The organism is Saccharothrix sp. CB00851 (genome assembly GCF_001905065.1).
Lineage (GTDB): Bacteria > Actinomycetota > Actinomycetes > Mycobacteriales > Pseudonocardiaceae > Actinosynnema.
Genome location: NZ_LWLC01000012.1, coordinates 38,119 through 54,570 on the forward strand (window position 1 = coordinate 38,119; position 16,452 = coordinate 54,570).

A 16,452-nucleotide genomic window follows, 5' to 3' on the forward strand; every position below is an offset into this window, starting at 1 on the left:
GCGATTGTCCACTTTTTGTCCGGTACCGCGCTTATTGCCCACTTTTTTGTCTTTTTTCGACGTCTCGCGGCCACATATCATCTGCCGCGTGTCCGGCTACGAGTTCGACTTATTCATCAGCTACGCCCGTCGCGGCACCGTTCAGCAATGGCTGCTGAACCACTTCCTGCGGAAGCTCAAGGATTGTCTGGCCGACCAGTTCGCGCCGACACCGAAGGTCTACGTCGACCGTGAGATGCCCCGTGCGGTGCACTGGCCCTCCAACCTCCAACACGCCCTCCGGCACAGCAAGATCATGATCCAGCTGCTCAGCCCGCAGTACTTCGCGTCCAGGTGGTGCCTGGCCGAGTGGCACAGCATGTTGGAGCGCGAGAAAATGCTGGGCCTGGCCAGCCCGGAGAAACCGCAAGGGCTGATCTACCCCATCCTGTACTCGGACTCGGACAACTTCCCGCTGGAAGGGAAGACCCGAGCCTGGTGGAACTTCAAGGAATTCGCTTACCCGGATCCGGTGTACCAGCAGACGCACGAGTTCGTCCGCTTCCACCACGAGGTCAACGAGCTGGCCGCCGACCTCGTCGCGTTGCTCCAGCAGGTGCCTCCCTGGCGACCCGACTGGCCGGACGTGGACCCGCCTGATCCCGTGCTCCCGCCGACACCTCCGATGCCGAGGTTCTGATGACCACCGGGACTGTCATCACGTTCTACTCCTACAAGGGCGGGGTCGGGCGCAGCTTCACGCTGGCCAATGTCGCCGTGTTGCTGGCCCGTTGGGGCTTCCGCGTGCTGGCCATCGACTGGGACCTCGAAGCACCCGGCCTGCACCACTACTTCGAGCCGGTGCTGCCCACCGAACCCGAGGGCGGCGTGATCGACCTCGCCCACGACTTCCTCGCGGGCGCGGAAGGTCCTCGCCAACACGCCGTCCGGCTCAACGTCGAAGGAAACACCCTCGCGCTGCTGGCCGCGGGTCGAAATGACGACTCGTACGTGGAGCGGATGCAGAGCATCAACTGGGAGGACCTCTACCGGCGCGGATTCGGTGCCTTCCTGGAGCGCTGCCGGGAGCAGTGGACCGAGGACTATGACTTCGTGCTCGTCGACAGCCGGACGGGCCTCTCGGACATCGCCAGTATCTGCACCGCGCAACTGCCCGACCGACTGGCCGTCCTGATCACCGCCAACGAGCAGAATCTCAAGGACATCGTGAACGTGGTGCGGCGTGCCGACTCCGCTCGGGATCGCCTGCCGTACGACCGGCCGAGGCACCTCGTGCTCCCGATCCTGTCCCGGCTCGACACGAAGATGGAGTACGAGCGGGCCGAGCAGTGGCGGCGCAAGTGCGGCGAGGTTCTCGCGCCGTTGTTCCGCAACTGGCTGGTCAAGACCGTGTCGGAGGAGTTGGCGCTGCGGCACCTCACGGTGCCCTACGTCTCCTACTGGAGCTTCGGCGAGCAACTGTCAGTGTTGGAGGAGGTCGTCCCCTCCTCGGACCAGGTCTCGTTCGCCTTGGAGACGGTGGCGGCGGTGCTGGCGCAGCAGTTCGACCGCACCGACCTGCTCGCCGACAACCGGGACGCCTACGTGGCGGCGGCACGCGATCGGCGGCGGGACTTCGAGCTGGACGTGCTGGTCTCCAGTCCGCGAACCGCCTTGCGCATCGCGGACCAGTTGATCGAGGAGTTGCGCGTCCTCGGCGTGCGGGTCGAGCGGTCGGCGTCCGGTGACCTGGAGATCCTCGACCGGACCAGTGAACTCGCCGAGCACCTGTGCCTCGTGGTGGACGAAGGCTTGAGCCGCTGGCAGGTGACGGAGGTGGAGCGCTTCCTGCGGCACACGATCGGGCCGGACGGTGGTCAGCGGCGGTTGTTCTGCGTGCTGACCGACGGCACCGACCCCGAGAACCTGCCCGGTTTCCTGCGCAACCTGCGGTACCTCGGGTTCGAGCCGGGAGTGCGACCCACTCGCGTGGCACGAGAACTGCACGACCTCATCACCGGTACGCCCGCCGGTGCGGTGGACCCGGATCGGGAAGCCCTGCGCAACGCGGTGTCCGCGCTGCGCGCCGTGCCGGATCGGTTGCCCACCGCCGGGCGGTTGTCCGTCGTGGAGCAGGTGGTGCGCGACATGTCCGCCGCGCTCGACGACGGCGATCTCGCCGCGCTGCGCGACCTGTCGGTGGACCTCGACGTGCTGTCCAAGTCCCACTCGGACGGCGGCTGGTTCGCCCCGTCGAACGGCCTGCGGGCCGATATCCAGACCCTCCTCGACCGGATCGACCGTCGGATCGACGCGTCCACCAACTGAAAGGCGGCGCCATGCCGGAGGAATTCGCCAACGACGAGCGAGCGGCGCTCATCGTGCTGATGCTGGAGAACCGGGACGTGCGCAACCGGGAGCTGACCGAGGAACTCAAGGTCAAGCTCAGCAAGCAGGGCCGTGAGCGGCTGAACGAGATGGGGTTGCTCCAGTCGTGGAAGGAGAAGAACGGGATCCTGCACCGGATCACCGACGAGGGGATCGCGTGGTGCATGGAGGACTTGGCGGCGGGCGGGCCGCCAACGCGGTCGGGTCCGCTGTCCCGGGCCCACTTCGCGGTGCTGAAGCTCTTCATCCGCTACCACCAGCGGCGGAACACGCTGGCGGAGGTGATCCGGTCCGGCGGTGACCTGGAGTCGGTGATCCGGGCTGCCTACCAGGCACTCTCGGTCAAGCCGCAGGACTGGGTCGGCCTGGCCAGGCTCCGCCCCGAGCTCAACGGCGCGAACAGGGACGAGGTGGACAGCACGCTGCTGGAGATGTTCAAGAACGGCGAGATCCACCTGGTGCCGGAATCCAACCGCAAGGCGCTGACCGAGGCCGACCACGCCGCGGCGATCCGGATCGGCAGCGAGGACAAGCACCTCATGGCGATCGAGGAATCATGACCGAGCAGCAACGCGAAGCGCTGGCCGCCCTGCGCTTCAACTCCGCCGAGACGCCGGACGACGTCTGGCACACCCCGCCGTCCCACGTCGAAGGTCTGCACGTCGGCGCCGAGCGCCGCATCCGGGGCGGTATCGCGGACGCCGTCGCGAGCACCGGCTCCAGCCCGATCGGCCTGGTGCTCCAGGGGCAGAAGGGCGTCGGCAAGACGCACCTGCTGGGCTCGGTCCGGCGCATGGTGCAGGGGGAGGGCGGCTACTTCTTCCTGGTCGAGCTGACCACCGGCCCGGAGTTCTGGAACGACGTCGCCGACGCGTTGCGCAGCGAGCTGCGCCGGCCGACCGACGACGGCGAATTGCAGCTGACCGTGCTGCTGCGGCAGCTGTGCGAGCGGGCCGGTGTGCCGGGCATGGTCGCCGGGGCGATCAAGGGCGACGTGCCGCTCACGCCGGACGACCTGCGCAAGTTCCTCCACCACCTGGGCAGCCTGGACAGGTGGGTCGTGGTCGAGTGCGCGGACACGATCCGCGCGCTGGTGCTCTACGCGTCCGAGCACTTCGACGTCGGTCTCGCCCACCTCCAAGGCGTGGTGGACGCCGGCGACGAGCGGCGGTACTGGGGCATTCAGGGCAGGCCGAAGACGCCGCGCGAGCTGGTCCGGGACATCTCGCACATCCTGGCCCTGACCGGCCCGAGCGTGATCGCGGTCGACCAGCTGGACACGCTGGTCAACAAGAGCCAGGACGCCACCGACCGTGGAGGGGCGAACGGCGAGCTGGCGCAGGAACTCGCGCTGGTGTCCGACGGGTTGATGCAGCTGCGGGAGACGACCAGACGGACGCTGTCGCTCGTGGCGTGCCTGCCCCACACGTGGAAGCAGCTGCACGCGATCGCGAGTGACACGGTCTCCGACCGGTTCACCGAGATCCCGTTCCTGGGCTCGATCACGGATCCGCGCATCGGCCAGGCGTTGGTGGCCCGTTGGCTGGGGGTGGTCTACGAGCGCACCGGCTTCACGCCGCCGCACCCGACGTGGCCGGTGGCGCCGGAGGCGTTCGGTGCGGCCTGGCTGCCGCTGACGCCACGACAGATGCTCAGGGCCATCCACGCGCACGCCGAGTCCTGCCTGTACGGGGAGATCCGGGAGCTGGGCTCGTTCACCGAGAAACCCGTCGAGACGCCCGCGCCCCCGCCCGTGCCCGATGGGCCGGAACCCGACTACCTCCAGGAGTTCGACGCCCAGTTCGAGCGGCTGAAGGAGAAGGCGGAAGTGTCGGTGGCGGTGTTGCAGCGGCACAACGAGGATGAGGTGATGCCGGGGCTCCTGGTGGCCGGGCTCAAGTCGTGGATCAACGAGGTCGGTAACGACGACATGGCGTGGCAGGCCGAGCAGTTGCAGGGCGGGAGCGATGTGCACGCTCGGCTGCTGCGCACCGTGAACGAGGACCTGGACACCGACGAGCGCTGGGGTTTCCGGCTCATCGCCAGCGCCCACGGCACCTCCGTGCTGCACCGGATGCGGAAGGTGCGGGACGCGGCGCGGTTCGGGACGCAGAACCGGCACCTGGTGCTGCTCCGCAACGGGCATGTCGGGTGGAAGGGTGCGAAGACCAAGGCCGAGGTCGCGGAGTTGGAGCAGGCGGGTGGTCGGCGGATCGAGATCTCGGACGACGATCTGCGGACGTTGAGCGCCTTGAAGGAGATGTTGTCGTCGCAGACGCACCAGTTGTTGGCCTGGCTGGTGGCGCGGAAGCCGGCCAGTCGGACGACGTTCCTGCGGGAGGTCCTGCCGGGGTCGGCGCGGCCGGAGGCGGGGCACCAGGAGACCCGGCCGCCGCCGGCGGCGGACGAGATCGCGCTCGGCCAGGACGGCGGGATCCGCATCAAGTTGGAGTCGTTGCGCAAGCACGCCATCGTGTTCGCGGGTTCCGGCAGCGGGAAGACCGTGCTGCTGCGGCGGATCGTCGAGGAGTGCGCCCTGAGGGGGGTGTCGGCGATCGTGCTCGACCCGAACAACGACCTGGCGCGGCTGGGTGATGCGTGGCCCCGACCACCCGCCGACTGGCTGCCGGGTGACGCGGACAGCGCCGCGGAGTACCTGGCGAACACCGAAGTGGTGGTGTGGACGCCGGGTCGGGCGGGTGGACGGCCGCTCAGCTTCCACCCGTTGCCCGACTTCGCCGAGGTGCTCGGTGACCCGGACGAGTTCACCGCGTCGGTGGAAGCGGCGGTGGCCAGGCTCGTCCCGCACGCCAGGGTGGGTGGTGGTTCGAAGACCGCCGTCCGCGGCCAGGCAGTGCTGCGGGAGGGCCTGACGCACTACGCGCGCACGGGCGGGCGTGACCTGTCGGCGTTCATCGAGGTGCTGGCCGACCTGCCGGAGGGGGTGAGCAAGCTCAGCACCGCCCGCGCGACGGCGGCGGACCTGGCGGAGACGTTGCGTGCCGCGATGGTCAACGACCCGCTGCTCGGCGGCGCGGGCGAGCCGACGGACCCGGCCATGCTGCTGACCCCGGCGCACGGCAAGCGGGCGCGGATCTCGGTGATCAGCTTCATCGGGCTGCCGTCGGAGCAGCAGAAGCAGGGGTTCGTCAGCCAGCTCCAGCTGGAGGTGTTCGCCTGGATCAAGCGCAACCCCGCGGTGGACCGACCGCTCGGCGGCCTGGTCGTGATGGACGAGGCGCAGACGATCGCGCCGTCCGGCGCCTGGACGGCGAGCACGCAGAGCACGATCATGCTGGCCTCGCAGGCCCGCAAGTACGGGTTGGGCCTGCTGGTCGCCACGCAGGCGCCGAAAGGCGTGCACAACCAGGTCGTCGGCAATGCGACGACGCAGTTCTATGGCAGGCTGCAAACATCGGCGCAGGTCAACGCGGCGACCGAGATGGCGAGGGCCAAGGGCAGTTCGGTCGGGGACATCGCGCGGTTGGAACGCGGTCAGTTCTACGTCACCGGCGAGACGTTCGGCTTCCGCCTGATGCGCACGCCGCTGTGCCTGAGCCACCACCCGCCCAGCCCGCTGCGGTTGGAGGAAGTGCTCGACCGGGCACGCGACGGACGGCACTGAAACCGGCACGACGCGCTCCCCACCCGGACGAGTGGGGAGCGCGTCGCACGGTCAGCCGACGGTTGAGGTGAGCACGGCGTCGATCCGCTGCCAGAGCGCGGTGAACAGCTCCTCCCGGCGGTAGGTCCGCGGTGCGCCACCGCCGCCCAGCACCGAGAAGTCGTGCACCTCCAGCACGGCCGCGCCGACGGCGGTGTCGTAGACCGGACGTGCCCAGCCGTTGGTGAGGGCGACGCCGTCCTGCTTGCCGACCACGAAGTTCACCGTCTCGTCGCCGCCGATCCCGCCGCGCTGGACGTCGAGCGCGTACACGGTGTCACCGGCACGCTCGACCCGCACGGCGATCCGCGTCTCGCCGACGTGCGCGGTGCCGACGAATCCGCGCCGCTCCAGGCTCGGCAGCGCCGCGGCGAACTGCGCGCCCAGGTAGCGCAGCGTCGCGTCCTGCTCGGTGTAGCGGCTGAACGTGACGGGCACGACCGGCTCCGGCTCCTCCGCCACCGCGACGACGCCCTTGGCCCTGGTCACCACCTCGGCGACCGGCGCGCGTTCCCGGCCGACCGCCTCCGCCGCCTCGATCCGGGTGACCAGCGCCTCGGTGAGCTGGTCCGGCCGGTGGGCCGTGCCGCGGAGGTAGGCCACGTGCGGGTGCACCAACCCCGGCGGCACGGTCACCTCGCCGAACAGCACCGGCAGCACGTGCTCGTCCCCGTCCTTGACCGCGCGCAACGCGGCCGTGGTGAAGTCGTCCACCTCCGACACGAACGGGACGAAGAACCGCACCCGCGCGTCCGGCAGGTCGCCGCCCTCCTTGTGCGCCCACCACTCGTGGGTCTGCTCGGGCCCGTGCAGCACGGTCAACCCCCGCTGCTTGAACGCCTCGACCACGCCTTCGACCGCGGAGCGCTGCTCCTCGGCGAACGACACGGCGACGTCGTACTCGCTCACGACCGAACCTCCCTGTTCACACCGGCCCGGTGACCGGCTGTCCTGGTCTGCGGCGCACAGCATCGGCGGCCCGTGTCGACCAGAAGTGGACGAGGAGTGGATGCGCCGGTGTCACCCGTTGCCCGGACCGCTGGGAAACGGGCAACACCTGGTCACCCGCAGGTCGCCGATGAATCATTGTGGTGAGGGCGAAATGGTTGGGTAAAAGCCCTCGATCGCATTCATCGGATACCTGTGGAGGATTTCCCATGGCCAAGACCATGTCCTTTTTCGCGCCCAAGGCCGGTGTGGTGCTGGCCGGTTTGGCCGCCGTCGTCGCCGTGTTCGCGTCCAGTGGTGGTGCCACCGCCGCGACGTTCGAGGAGTGCCCGCCGCCCGCCACCACCACGGTCACCGTCGGCCCCGACGGCAACCCGTGGCACGGCTGATCGCGCGGCAAATGCACGTCCGGCCGTTCGCGAACATTTCGTGAGCGGCCGGGCGATTGCGTCGGATCAACAGCGGTGGTGTACTCGACTTCAGCCGGATCGGGAGGCTCACGTGGGTGGATCGTTTGGTGAATTATTGCGGGAATGCCGGGTCGCCGCGGGCCTGTCGATAGGTCAGCTGGCCAAGCGCGTGCACTACAGCAAGGGTTATCTCAGCAAGATCGAGAACGGCCTGAAGCTGCCGCACGACACGATGGCGCGGCTGTGCGACAGCGTGCTGGGCGCGGGTGGTGCCCTCATCGAGGCGGCTCGCGCGGCACGTGACCAGGTCGCCGAGCGGGCCGCGGACACCGGGCTGGCGCTCGACCGCCGCCAGGTGCTGGTCGCGGGCACGGTGCTCGGCATGGCGCTCGCGGGCGGACCGCGGCCGGTGCCGGACGAGCGGGTGGTCGCCGGGATGCGGACCTCGTTCGAGCACCTGAGGGCCCTCGGCATGCAGACGAGCCCCGTGGTGGTCCTCGAACCGCTGGTGGCCCTGGTCCGCACGGTGCACGCGCTCGCGCTGGAGAACCCGCAGCCGATCAGGACGCGGCTGCTGCTGCTCGCCGCGCGGATCGCCGAGTACACGGGGTGGATGAACCAGGAAGCCGGCGACGAGCAGAGCGCGCTGTCGTGGACCCGGCACGCGTCCGAGCTGGCGCGGGCGGGTGGTGACCGGGAGATCGTGAGCTACGCGTTCGTCCGGGAAGCGGGGCTCGCGCTCTACCGGCAGGACGCGCTCGGCACCATCGACCTGGCCCGGCAGGCGCAGCGGGTCGAGGCGAGCCCGCGGACCCACGCGCTGGCGTCCCGGCGGGAGGCCCAGGGCCACGCGCTGGCCGGTGACCGCGGCTCGTTCGACCGCGCCCTGGACCGCGCCGCCGACCTCCTCTCCAAGTCCACTGCGGACACGCGTGCCTACCCCGCGCTCGGCTCGACCGCGCCGGACCCGGCGGAGCTGGCCAGGGGGTGGTCGTTGTGCGACCTCGGGCGCACGGTCGAGTCGGCGGCCGTGCTGGACCGGGAACTGGCCGGGTTGCCCGCCGCGGCACGCCGTTCGCGGGCCCGGTTCGGTGCCCGCCGGTCGCTCGCGCACGCGCTCGCGGGCGAGGTCGACCAGAGTTGCGCCACGCTCGCGGGCACGCTGGACGACGCGGCGCAGGTCGACTCGGCGACCGTGCGGACGGACCTGCGGGAACTGGCCAGGACCCTCGGCCGGTGGCGCAACCACGGCGCGGTCCGGGAGGTCTACCCCGAACTGCGGCGCGTGCTGCAGCAGCGGTACTGATCCGCCGGTGCCCGGCCGGTCACGCGACCGGCCGGGCACGGCCGCGCGTTCAGCGGCACGCGCAGGTCAGGGCCGCGTGCTCGGCCCGGACCTCGCCCGCCTCCGGTTGGCCGAGCGCGACGAACCCCGCCTCGGCCGCGTCCCAGTGCTCGGCGGCGGTGGTGTGCCTGCCCAGCGCGTGCAGCGTCCGGGCGACGCCGCGGTGGGCGTGGGCGCCGTGGCCGCGGTTGCCGGTGCCCGCCGCCAGGTCCAGCGCGGCGCGGTAGGAGCGCAACGCCCCGTCCCGGTCGCCGGCCGCCTGCGCGGTCGCGGCGCGGTCGAGGTAGAGCCTCGTGCGCAGGTCCGCGTCGGACACCTCGGCCGCCACCGCCTTGGCCCTGTCCTGGTAGCGCGCGGCCTCGGCCAGCCTGCCCCGCGACCGGTGCACGTTGCCGGTGTAGTTGAGCGCGTAGGCCGCCAGGCAGTCGTCGCCCAGCTCGCGGGCCAGCTCGAATGCCTCCGCGTGCGCCGCCAGCGCCTCGTCGGCCAACCCGAGCCGCTGCTGCACCGAGCCCAGGTTGTTCAACGCGTGGGCCAGGCCCTGCCGGTGGTCGACCTCGCGCAGCAACGGCACCGCGGCCAGGTGCCGGCGCAGCGCGACGTCGAGGTCGCCGCGTTCCTCGTTGAGCATGCCGAGCATGCTCAACGCGTGCCCCTGGCCGCGCAGGTCGCCGCACCGCCCGTACTTCTCCAGCGCGACCTCGAAGTGCTCGATCGCCTCGTCGTGCCGTCCGAGTTCCATCAGCGGGATGGCGATCGCGCACAACGTGGCCGCCTCGCCGGGCACGTCGCCGAGCCGCCGCCAGACCGCCAGCGCCCGGGTGGCCAGGTCCAGCGCGTCCGCCAGCCGCCCGACCCGGTCGTAGGCGGTGGCCAGTCGGAGCATCACGTGCGCCCGGCCGTAGTCCTCGTCCGGTTCGGCGGACACGACCCCGTGCGCCAGCTCCATCGTCTCGACCCAGTCCTCGAACCGGCTCGTGGTGTGGAAGTGGCGCCAGATCAGCACCGCCAGCCGCCACGCGTGGCCGGGCAGGTCGTGCTCCACGGCGTGGCGGATGGCGGCCACCAGGTTGTCCCGCTCGGCGGCGATCCACGCCGTCGCGTCGCGCCGGTCGGCGAAGACGGGCACGACCCGGCTGGTGCGGTGCACCGCGGGCAGCTGCGCGCGGTCGAACGGGTAGGCGGTGCCCACCGCGTCCACCAGACCCACCAGGTAGAAGTCGAGCAGCCGCAGCAGGGCGTCCGCGCGCTCGGTCGGCGTGGACGGCGACGGTTCGGCGGCGGCGAACTCCTTGAGCGGGTCGAGCATCCGGTACCGCTCCGGCGCGACCTCCTCCAGCAGGCACACCTCGTGCAGGTCGTCCAGCACGGCACGGACACCGGTCACGTCGCGGTCCGCCAGCGCCGCCGCGCCGACCACGTCCAGGTCCGGCCCCGGCAGGTGCCCGAACAGCCGGAACACCTCCCGCTGCGGCCCGTCGAGCTGCTGGTAGGACACCCGCACCGCGGCGGTGCCGTCCGCGTCGGTGTCCGCGCGCCACGGCCCGCTCTCCTCCAGCAGCCGCAGCAGGTGCTCCAACGGCCACCGGTCGTGCCGCCGGAACACCGCCGCCGCCAGCCGGATCGGCATCGGCAGGTACCCGCACCGCTCGACCACCCCGGACACCCCGGCCGACCGGCCGTGCAGGCGTGACGGCCCGACCAGCGCCCGGAACAGCGCGAAGGCGTCCTCGGGCGGCAACGGCGACAGCCGGACGTGCTCGCCGGTGTCCGGCTCGCCCATCCGCCTGCTGGTCACCACGGCCAGGCAGCCCGACGCCTCGGGTAACAGCGGACGGACCTGCTCCGGTGAGCGCGCGTTGTCCAGCACCACCAACGTCCGCGTGCCGTACAGCTCCGTCTGGTAGAGCGTGAACTTCCGGTTCACCGAGGACGGGATCTGCTCGGGCGGCACGCCCAGCTCGACCAGCAGCTGGGTGAGCGCGTCCGAGACGGTCACGGGCGACAGGTTCGGCGTGAACCCGTTGAGCCGCACCAGCAGCTGCCCGTCCGGGAACCGGTCACGCAGCCGGTGCGCCGCTTCGACGGCCAAGCCGGTCTTGCCGACACCCGGCGCGCCGCTCACCCACACCGCGCGGCGTTCACCCGGTGTCGCCGCGACCGCCTCGATCGCGGCCAGCTCCGCGTCCCGACCGGTGAACCCGCCCGGCCGCGACGGCAGGGAACTGGCCGGCTCGCCGCGTTCCGCCCGCGCGGCGAGCTTGCGCAGCCGCGGCCCCGGCTCCAGCCCCTGCTCGGCGAGCGCGGCCCCGGTGCCGTGGAAGACCCGGATCGCCTCGACCCAGTCGCCGCCCGCGATCAACGCCCGCATGAGCAGCTCGGCGTGCTTCTGGCGGGTCGGGTCGGTGCGCACCACGGTGCGCAGCCGGTCGCGCGCCGACCGGTGGTCGCCCGCGTCCAGCTCCAGCTCGGCCAGGTCACCGACCGCGTCGAAGTAGGCCGGTTCGGGGGAGATCACCTCGGTGCCGCCCACCCGGTCGATGTCGATGTCTTCCAGGAACCCGCCGCGCCACAGGTCGACGGCGTCGCGCAACAACCCGATGGCCCGGCGCGGGTCCTCCGTCCGCACCGCCTCCGCCTCCTCGCGCAGCCGGGCGAACCGGGCGGTGTCGAGCTGGTCCCCGCCGACCCGCAGCAGGTAACCGGTCGGCGTCGTCTCGATCGACACGTCGTCGACCTTCCGCAACGCGGTGCGCAGCTTGCTGATGTAACCGCGCACGAGGCCGCGGCGCTCCGGGTTGCCGCCCCACACGACCTCCGTCAACTTCTCGGTGGACACCGGCCTGTTCGCGTGCAACAGGAGCACGACCAGGACGAACCTCTGCTGCTGGTCACCCAGCTGCAGTCGGGTGCTCCCGTGCCATGCCTCCAACGGACCCAGCATCCGAAATTCCACGCCGCCTCCCGGTTCACGAGCTCGATGTCTACTGCGGATGTCGCACGAAGGGCTGTCCGTGTGTCGGAATCCGCCTCGGGTCCACCTTCGGTAGACAAACACCGGTCACGCTCCGACCTGTCCGCAAAAGGTGTGCGAAGGGTGGAGCCGCATGGTTTCCGATGTGCTGCCGTGCTACGTGGTGTGCGACGTGTCGCTGTCGATGTCCGACCACCTCCCCGAGGTCGACGCCGGCCTGCGCGAGTTCCGCGGCGCCGTGCACGCCGACCCGTCGGCCACCGCGCGGACCAGGGTCTGCGTGGTCGGGTTCGCGGCGGCGGCCACCGTGCTGCAGCCGTTGCGCCCCGCGGCGGAACTCACCGACCTGGCCGTGGCCAGACCCGGCACGGGAACCAACTTCGGCCCGGTGTTCGCCCTCCTGCGCGAGACCATCGCGCACGACGTCCGCACCCTGAAGGCCCGCGACGTCCGGGTGCACCGCCCGGTCGTCTTCTTCGCCTCCGACGGACGGCCGACCGACCCGGCGACCTGGCCCGCCGCGTTCGCCGCGCTCGCGGACCCCGCCTGGCCGTTCCGCCCCACCGTGGTCGCCTTCGGCCTCGGCGCGGTCGACCGCGACACGCTGGACCGCATCGGCACCTACCGCGTCTACCTCGGCCAGGACGGAATCCGCCTCGGCACCGCGCTGGCGGTGTCGGTGACCCGGACGGCACGGCGCCCCGACCGCGGGTAGCACGGCGGGCGGACCATCCACGATCCGTCCACCGCCGGTCCACGGGCCGATCGCACGCTGCACGCGGAGAACACCGTGGAGATCGACGGGGGTGAGCCGATGAACGCCTACGTGGACCTGGTCCGGGAGCTGAAGTCGCTCCGCAAGGGTCGCGGCGTGCTGGCCGGCCGGATCGCGGAGCGGGTCGGCCCGACGCTGCGCGCGACGTGCGGGGTGACCGAGGCCGACGCGCCGGGCGCGATCCGCCGCAAGGTGGCGGACCGGCTGACCGAGCTGGCCGGGCAGCTGCCGGCGGACCTGCGCCTGGCCACGCTGGCGGCGTTCGCGATAGACGACGAGGCGCGGCTGCCGCTGTACCAGGACCGGGTGTACTGGGCGGCGGTCCGGATGGACCGCGACCCCCGCACGGTGCGCCGCCGGGTCGATGAAGCCATCAGCCACCTCGCCGAACTGGCCGCCGACGTGCCGCGCGACCGACCGGACGGGCGGACGGGCGGCTGGCGCACCACCGAACTGCACGCCGTGCTGACCCTGGACCGGCCGCACCCCGAAGTGATCGAGCGGCACCGGGTGCTCGCCGACCGGGACGGCCTGGGCGAGCTGGTCCTGACGCCGCCGCTGCCGCTCGACCGGCCGGACCTCGACGTCCGGGTGCTGTACGGCGGCACCCTCGTCCGCCGCACCACCCCGACCCTGGTGCTGCCGACCCCCGTCCTCGGCGGCCACTCCCACGACTTCGCGATCCGGTTCCGCCCGCCGACCGCGGACGCGACCAGGTCGTACCTCGTCTACGTGCCGCGGCACCCGGTGGACCTGCTCGACCTGAGGGTCCGCTTCGACGGCACGACCGCGCAGCCCCGCGTGTGGGCGCTGCACGGCGCGTACCCGCACGACGGCGTAGACCCGACCCACGGCCACCGGCACCCGGTGGACCAGGCGGGCGAGATCCACCTGAGGTTCCGCGACCTCACGCCGGGCTTGGCGTACGGCGTGCGGTGGGAGGCCCCGGGCTGAGCTTGGCGGCCAAGGTGGCGGCTTGGGGCATGCCCAGGCGGCGGTAGCGGGCCAGGGCGCGTCGCCAGTGGTCGATGGCCCCCTCATGGTCGCCGAGGGCGGCGTGGACGTCGCCGATGCCGGTCAACGCGTGGGCGTACCCGTCCCGCCGGCCGGCTCCCCGGACGGGTTCCAGCGCCTCGCGGTAGAGGCGGAGGGCTTCCCGGTGGTTGCCGGTGGACGCGTGCGCGGCGGCGAGGGCGTTCAAGGAGGCCACCAGTTGGTCGATGTCGCCGACGGCCCGGGCGATGTGCAGCGCCGTGTCGAGGTGGCGCAACGCCTGGTCCTGGTCACCGCAGTGGCGGTGGGCGACGCCGAGGATGCGGGTGGCGCTTCCTTCGAGGCTGCGGTGGCCGGTGGCGCGGGCGATGGCCAGGGCGCGGCGGGCGTAGTCCAGGGTCCGCGCGCACTGGCCTGTCGCGTCGCTGACCTCGGCCAGGCCGCACAGCGCGTTGGCCTCGCTGGTCCGGTTCCCGTTGTCCCGCGAGATGGTCAGCGCCCGCTCGAACAGCTCGAACGCCTCGTCGTAGCGGCCCAGGGCGTGGAGGATCCGCGCGTGGTTGTTGGTGGCGGGCGCGCGCATCCGCTGGTCACCGAGTTCCTCGTAGCCGGCCAGCGCTCGGTGGAAGTGGTCGGCGGCCTCGGCCAGGTTGCCCTGCTGCCAGTGCGCCACGCCGATGTTGTTCACCGTGGCGGCCTGCAACGACCGGTCGCCGACCTGGCGGTACAGGGCGAGCGCGCGTTCCAGGTGCTCGACGGCTTGGGCGGGCAGTCCCACGCGGAGCGTCGCGGCGCCGAGCACCCGTCGCGCGTTGGCTTCCGCGGCGACGTCACCGAGTGCCTCGGCGGCGTGCAGCGCCCGGGTGTGCAGGGTGATGGCGTCGTCGTGGTACCCGCCGATGATGAGGTAGCGCCACACCGTGTCCGACACCTTGACGACGTGGTCGAGCTCGCCGTGGTGGGTGGCGGCGAGCAGGTTGGCCCGTTCGCGGTCCAGCCAGCGGAACGCCGACTCGTAGCTGTCGAACGCCGGTGACCGGGTGCCGGGCGGTGCGACGTCCGGCCGCCGTTCGGCCTCGTGCGGTGCGATGACGTCCATCGCGGCGGACGCGGTGCCGAGGTAGTAGCCGAACAGGCGGGTCAGCGCCGCGGCCCGGTCGCCCGCGTCGTCGGTGCCGGCGGCCAGTTCGGCGGCGTAGGCGCGCAGCAGGTCGTGCGGCTGGTACCGCCCGTCCGGGCTCTGGTCGACGAGGTGGGCGCGCACCAGCACGTCGAGCGCCCGGCGGGCCTCGCGCGGCTCGGCACCGGCCAGCGCGGCGACCGCGTGCACGTCCACGTCCTGCCCGTGGTGCAGGCCGAGCAGCCGGAAGACCCCGGCCGCGGCGGGGTCGAGCCGCTGGTAGGACCAGGAGAACACGGCGCGCACGGCGGTGTGCGGGTCGTCGTCGCCCATCAGGACGTCCAGCGCGTCCTGCCGGTCGGCGAGCTCACCGGCCAGCTCGCCGAGGGCGCGACCGGGCCGGGACCGGACGATCTCGGCCGCGATCCGCAACGCCAACGGCAACCGCGCGCACCGCTCGACCAGCGCGGTGACGGCTTCCGGCTCGGCGTCGGCGCGCGTGCCGAGCAGTTCGCGCACCAGGGCGATCGCGTCGGCCGAGGACAGCCGGTCCAGGTCGATCCGGTGCGCGCCGTAGCGGGCGACCAGGCCCGCCAGCGAGTCGCGGCCGGTCACCAGCGTGAAGCAGGACGAACCGCCGGGCAGCAGCGGGCGCACCTGCTCGACGCTGTGGGCGTTGTCCAGCAGGATCAGCACCCGGCGCTGGTCGAGCAGGGTGCGGAAGCGGGCGGCGCGCTCGTCGAGGTGTTCCGGGATCGCGGCGCCGTCCAGGCCGAGCGACCGCAGGAAGCCCGCCAGCGCGTCGGCGGGCGACACCGGCTCGTCGGGCCCGTACCCGCGCAGGTCGGCGTAGAGCTGCCCGTCCGGGAACCGGTCGCGCACGCGGTGCGCCCAGCGCACGGCGAGCGCGGTCTTGCCCACACCGGCGGTGCCCGCGATGGTCGAGATCGGCACCGGCGGCTCGGTGTGCGGCAACCCGTCCAGCTCGGCGAGTTCGGCTTCCCGGCCGACGAAACCACGCACGTCGACGGGGAGTTGGGCCGGAACGTCCACACGGGACAGTCGCACCGCGGGCGCGTGCGCGGGCAGGTCGTCGGCCAGGATGCGGCGGTGCAGCTCGCGCAGCTCCGGCCCCGGCTCCAGGCCCAGTTCGGACACCAGCGCCTGCCGTGCCCGGCGGTAGGCCTCCAGCGCTTCGGACCGGCGCCCGGCCCGGTACAGGGAGGTCATCAGCAGCCCGTGCAGCCGCTCCCGCCACGGGTGCTCGCGCACCAGGTCGGTGAGCTCGCCGAGCACCGCCTCGTGCAGACCGCAGGCCAGCTCGGCCTGGTACAGCGCTTCGATCGCGGCGAGCCGGCGCTCGGCGAGGCGTCGTGCCCAGTCGGTGAGCACCGGCACCTCCAGGTCCGCGAACGGCGTACCCCGGCACAGCGCCAGCGCGGCGCGCAGCGATTCCACCGCGCGCTGCGGCTCCGCGTCCGCGACACCGGTCTTGACCAGCGCTTCGAACCGCTCCGCGTCGACCTCGTCGGTCCGCGCCCGCAACCGGTAGCCGCTCGCGCCGAACGACAGCCGGTCCGGGGTGTCCAGCACGCCGCGCAACCGGTGGACGTGCAGCTGCAGCTTCTGCGCCGCGCGCGGGTCCGGCCGATCACCCCACAGCGCGTCGGCGAGCACGTCCACCGGCACCGGCTGGTCGGCCCGCTCCAGCAGCACGCCGAGCAGCGTCCGCTGCAGCCTCCCGGACAACACGTCCACGCGGTCGCCGCACCGGACCTCCACCGGCCCGAACACCCGAAACTCCATGAGCCTTCGCCCCCCAGCGCTGCCACGTGACCCGCCGCATCGTAGACATC

11 protein-coding genes are annotated in these 16,452 nt (G+C 72.1%); 8 read left to right on the forward strand and 3 right to left on the reverse strand.

The genetic code is table 11. From position 1 onward, the window contains the following. Positions 1-88 precede the first annotated feature (88 nt). Genes A6A25_RS12885 through A6A25_RS12900 form a run of 4 tightly spaced genes read left to right on the forward strand, consistent with a single transcriptional unit; the run spans position 89 to position 5,992 of the window. Positions 89-679, forward strand: a complete 591-nt coding sequence (locus A6A25_RS12885; protein WP_073888887.1) for a TIR domain-containing protein — start codon at positions 89-91, stop codon at positions 677-679. Continuing rightward, positions 679-2,307, forward strand: a complete 1,629-nt coding sequence (locus tag A6A25_RS12890) for a KGGVGR-motif variant AAA ATPase (RefSeq protein WP_073888888.1) — start codon at positions 679-681, stop codon at positions 2,305-2,307. The genes A6A25_RS12885 and A6A25_RS12890 overlap by 1 nt, the downstream gene beginning before the upstream one ends. An 11-nt stretch (positions 2,308-2,318) precedes the next feature. Beyond that, the gene (locus A6A25_RS12895; protein WP_073888889.1) at positions 2,319-2,927 is read left to right on the forward strand and encodes a hypothetical protein; all 609 of its coding nucleotides are present in this window, start codon (positions 2,319-2,321) and stop codon (positions 2,925-2,927) included. Then, positions 2,924-5,992 carry an ATP-binding protein gene (locus tag A6A25_RS12900; RefSeq protein WP_073888890.1) on the forward strand — a complete coding sequence of 1,023 codons (3,069 nt, stop codon included), beginning with the start codon at positions 2,924-2,926 and terminating at the stop codon, positions 5,990-5,992. Before A6A25_RS12895 ends, A6A25_RS12900 begins: the two co-directional genes overlap by 4 nt. A 51-nt stretch (positions 5,993-6,043) precedes the next feature. Here A6A25_RS12900 and A6A25_RS12905 read toward each other — a convergent pair whose 3' ends face one another. Next, positions 6,044-6,940: a toll/interleukin-1 receptor domain-containing protein gene (locus tag A6A25_RS12905; protein ID WP_073888891.1), complete on the reverse strand. Its 897-nt coding sequence runs from the start codon at positions 6,938-6,940 to the stop codon at positions 6,044-6,046. A 248-nt stretch (positions 6,941-7,188) separates the two neighbouring features. Here A6A25_RS12905 and A6A25_RS12910 point away from each other — a divergent pair, with 248 nt between their 5' ends. Both A6A25_RS12910 and A6A25_RS46295 read left to right on the forward strand, forming a co-directional pair. Then, positions 7,189-7,368: a hypothetical protein gene (locus A6A25_RS12910; protein ID WP_073888892.1), complete on the forward strand. Its 180-nt coding sequence runs from the start codon at positions 7,189-7,191 to the stop codon at positions 7,366-7,368. Between the two features lie 136 nt (positions 7,369-7,504). Further along, a complete protein-coding gene (locus A6A25_RS46295; protein ID WP_274534307.1) occupies positions 7,505-8,695 on the forward strand; it encodes a helix-turn-helix domain-containing protein in 1,191 nt (396 codons plus the stop codon). Positions 8,696-8,744: 49 nt separating this feature from the next. Here A6A25_RS46295 and A6A25_RS12920 read toward each other — a convergent pair whose 3' ends face one another. Then, positions 8,745-11,678: an AfsR/SARP family transcriptional regulator gene (locus A6A25_RS12920; protein WP_073888894.1), complete on the reverse strand. Its 2,934-nt coding sequence runs from the start codon at positions 11,676-11,678 to the stop codon at positions 8,745-8,747. Between the two features lie 163 nt (positions 11,679-11,841). Between A6A25_RS12920 and A6A25_RS12925 the strand changes: the two genes are divergently transcribed. Both A6A25_RS12925 and A6A25_RS12930 read left to right on the forward strand, forming a co-directional pair. Continuing rightward, positions 11,842-12,423 carry a vWA domain-containing protein gene (locus A6A25_RS12925; RefSeq protein ID WP_073888895.1) on the forward strand — a complete coding sequence of 194 codons (582 nt, stop codon included), beginning with the start codon at positions 11,842-11,844 and terminating at the stop codon, positions 12,421-12,423. 75 nt (positions 12,424-12,498) lie between these two features. Then, positions 12,499-13,437 carry a hypothetical protein gene (locus A6A25_RS12930; protein WP_241828626.1) on the forward strand — a complete coding sequence of 313 codons (939 nt, stop codon included), beginning with the start codon at positions 12,499-12,501 and terminating at the stop codon, positions 13,435-13,437. On the opposite strand, the gene A6A25_RS12935 is transcribed toward A6A25_RS12930, so the two are convergent. Next, on the reverse strand, positions 13,391-16,390 hold the full coding sequence (locus tag A6A25_RS12935; RefSeq protein WP_158073724.1) for an AfsR/SARP family transcriptional regulator: 3,000 nt from the start codon (positions 16,388-16,390) through the stop codon (positions 13,391-13,393). The two genes, A6A25_RS12930 and A6A25_RS12935, sit on opposite strands and share 47 nt — an antisense overlap. Positions 16,391-16,452 lie beyond the last annotated feature (62 nt).

Excerpts from the sequence above, each read along its gene's own strand:
- A6A25_RS12910 (WP_073888892.1), top strand. The coding sequence starts at position 7,189 with ATGGCCAAGACCATGTCCTTTTTCGCGCCCAAGGCCGGTGTGGTGCTG.
- A6A25_RS12895 (WP_073888889.1), top strand. The coding sequence starts at position 2,319 with ATGCCGGAGGAATTCGCCAACGACGAGCGAGCGGCGCTCATCGTGCTG.
- A6A25_RS12890 (WP_073888888.1), top strand. The coding sequence starts at position 679 with ATGACCACCGGGACTGTCATCACGTTCTACTCCTACAAGGGCGGGGTC.
- A6A25_RS12900 (WP_073888890.1), top strand. The coding sequence starts at position 2,924 with ATGACCGAGCAGCAACGCGAAGCGCTGGCCGCCCTGCGCTTCAACTCC.
- A6A25_RS12920 (WP_073888894.1), bottom strand. The coding sequence starts at position 11,678 with ATGCTGGGTCCGTTGGAGGCATGGCACGGGAGCACCCGACTGCAGCTG.
- A6A25_RS12925 (WP_073888895.1), top strand. The coding sequence starts at position 11,842 with ATGGTTTCCGATGTGCTGCCGTGCTACGTGGTGTGCGACGTGTCGCTG.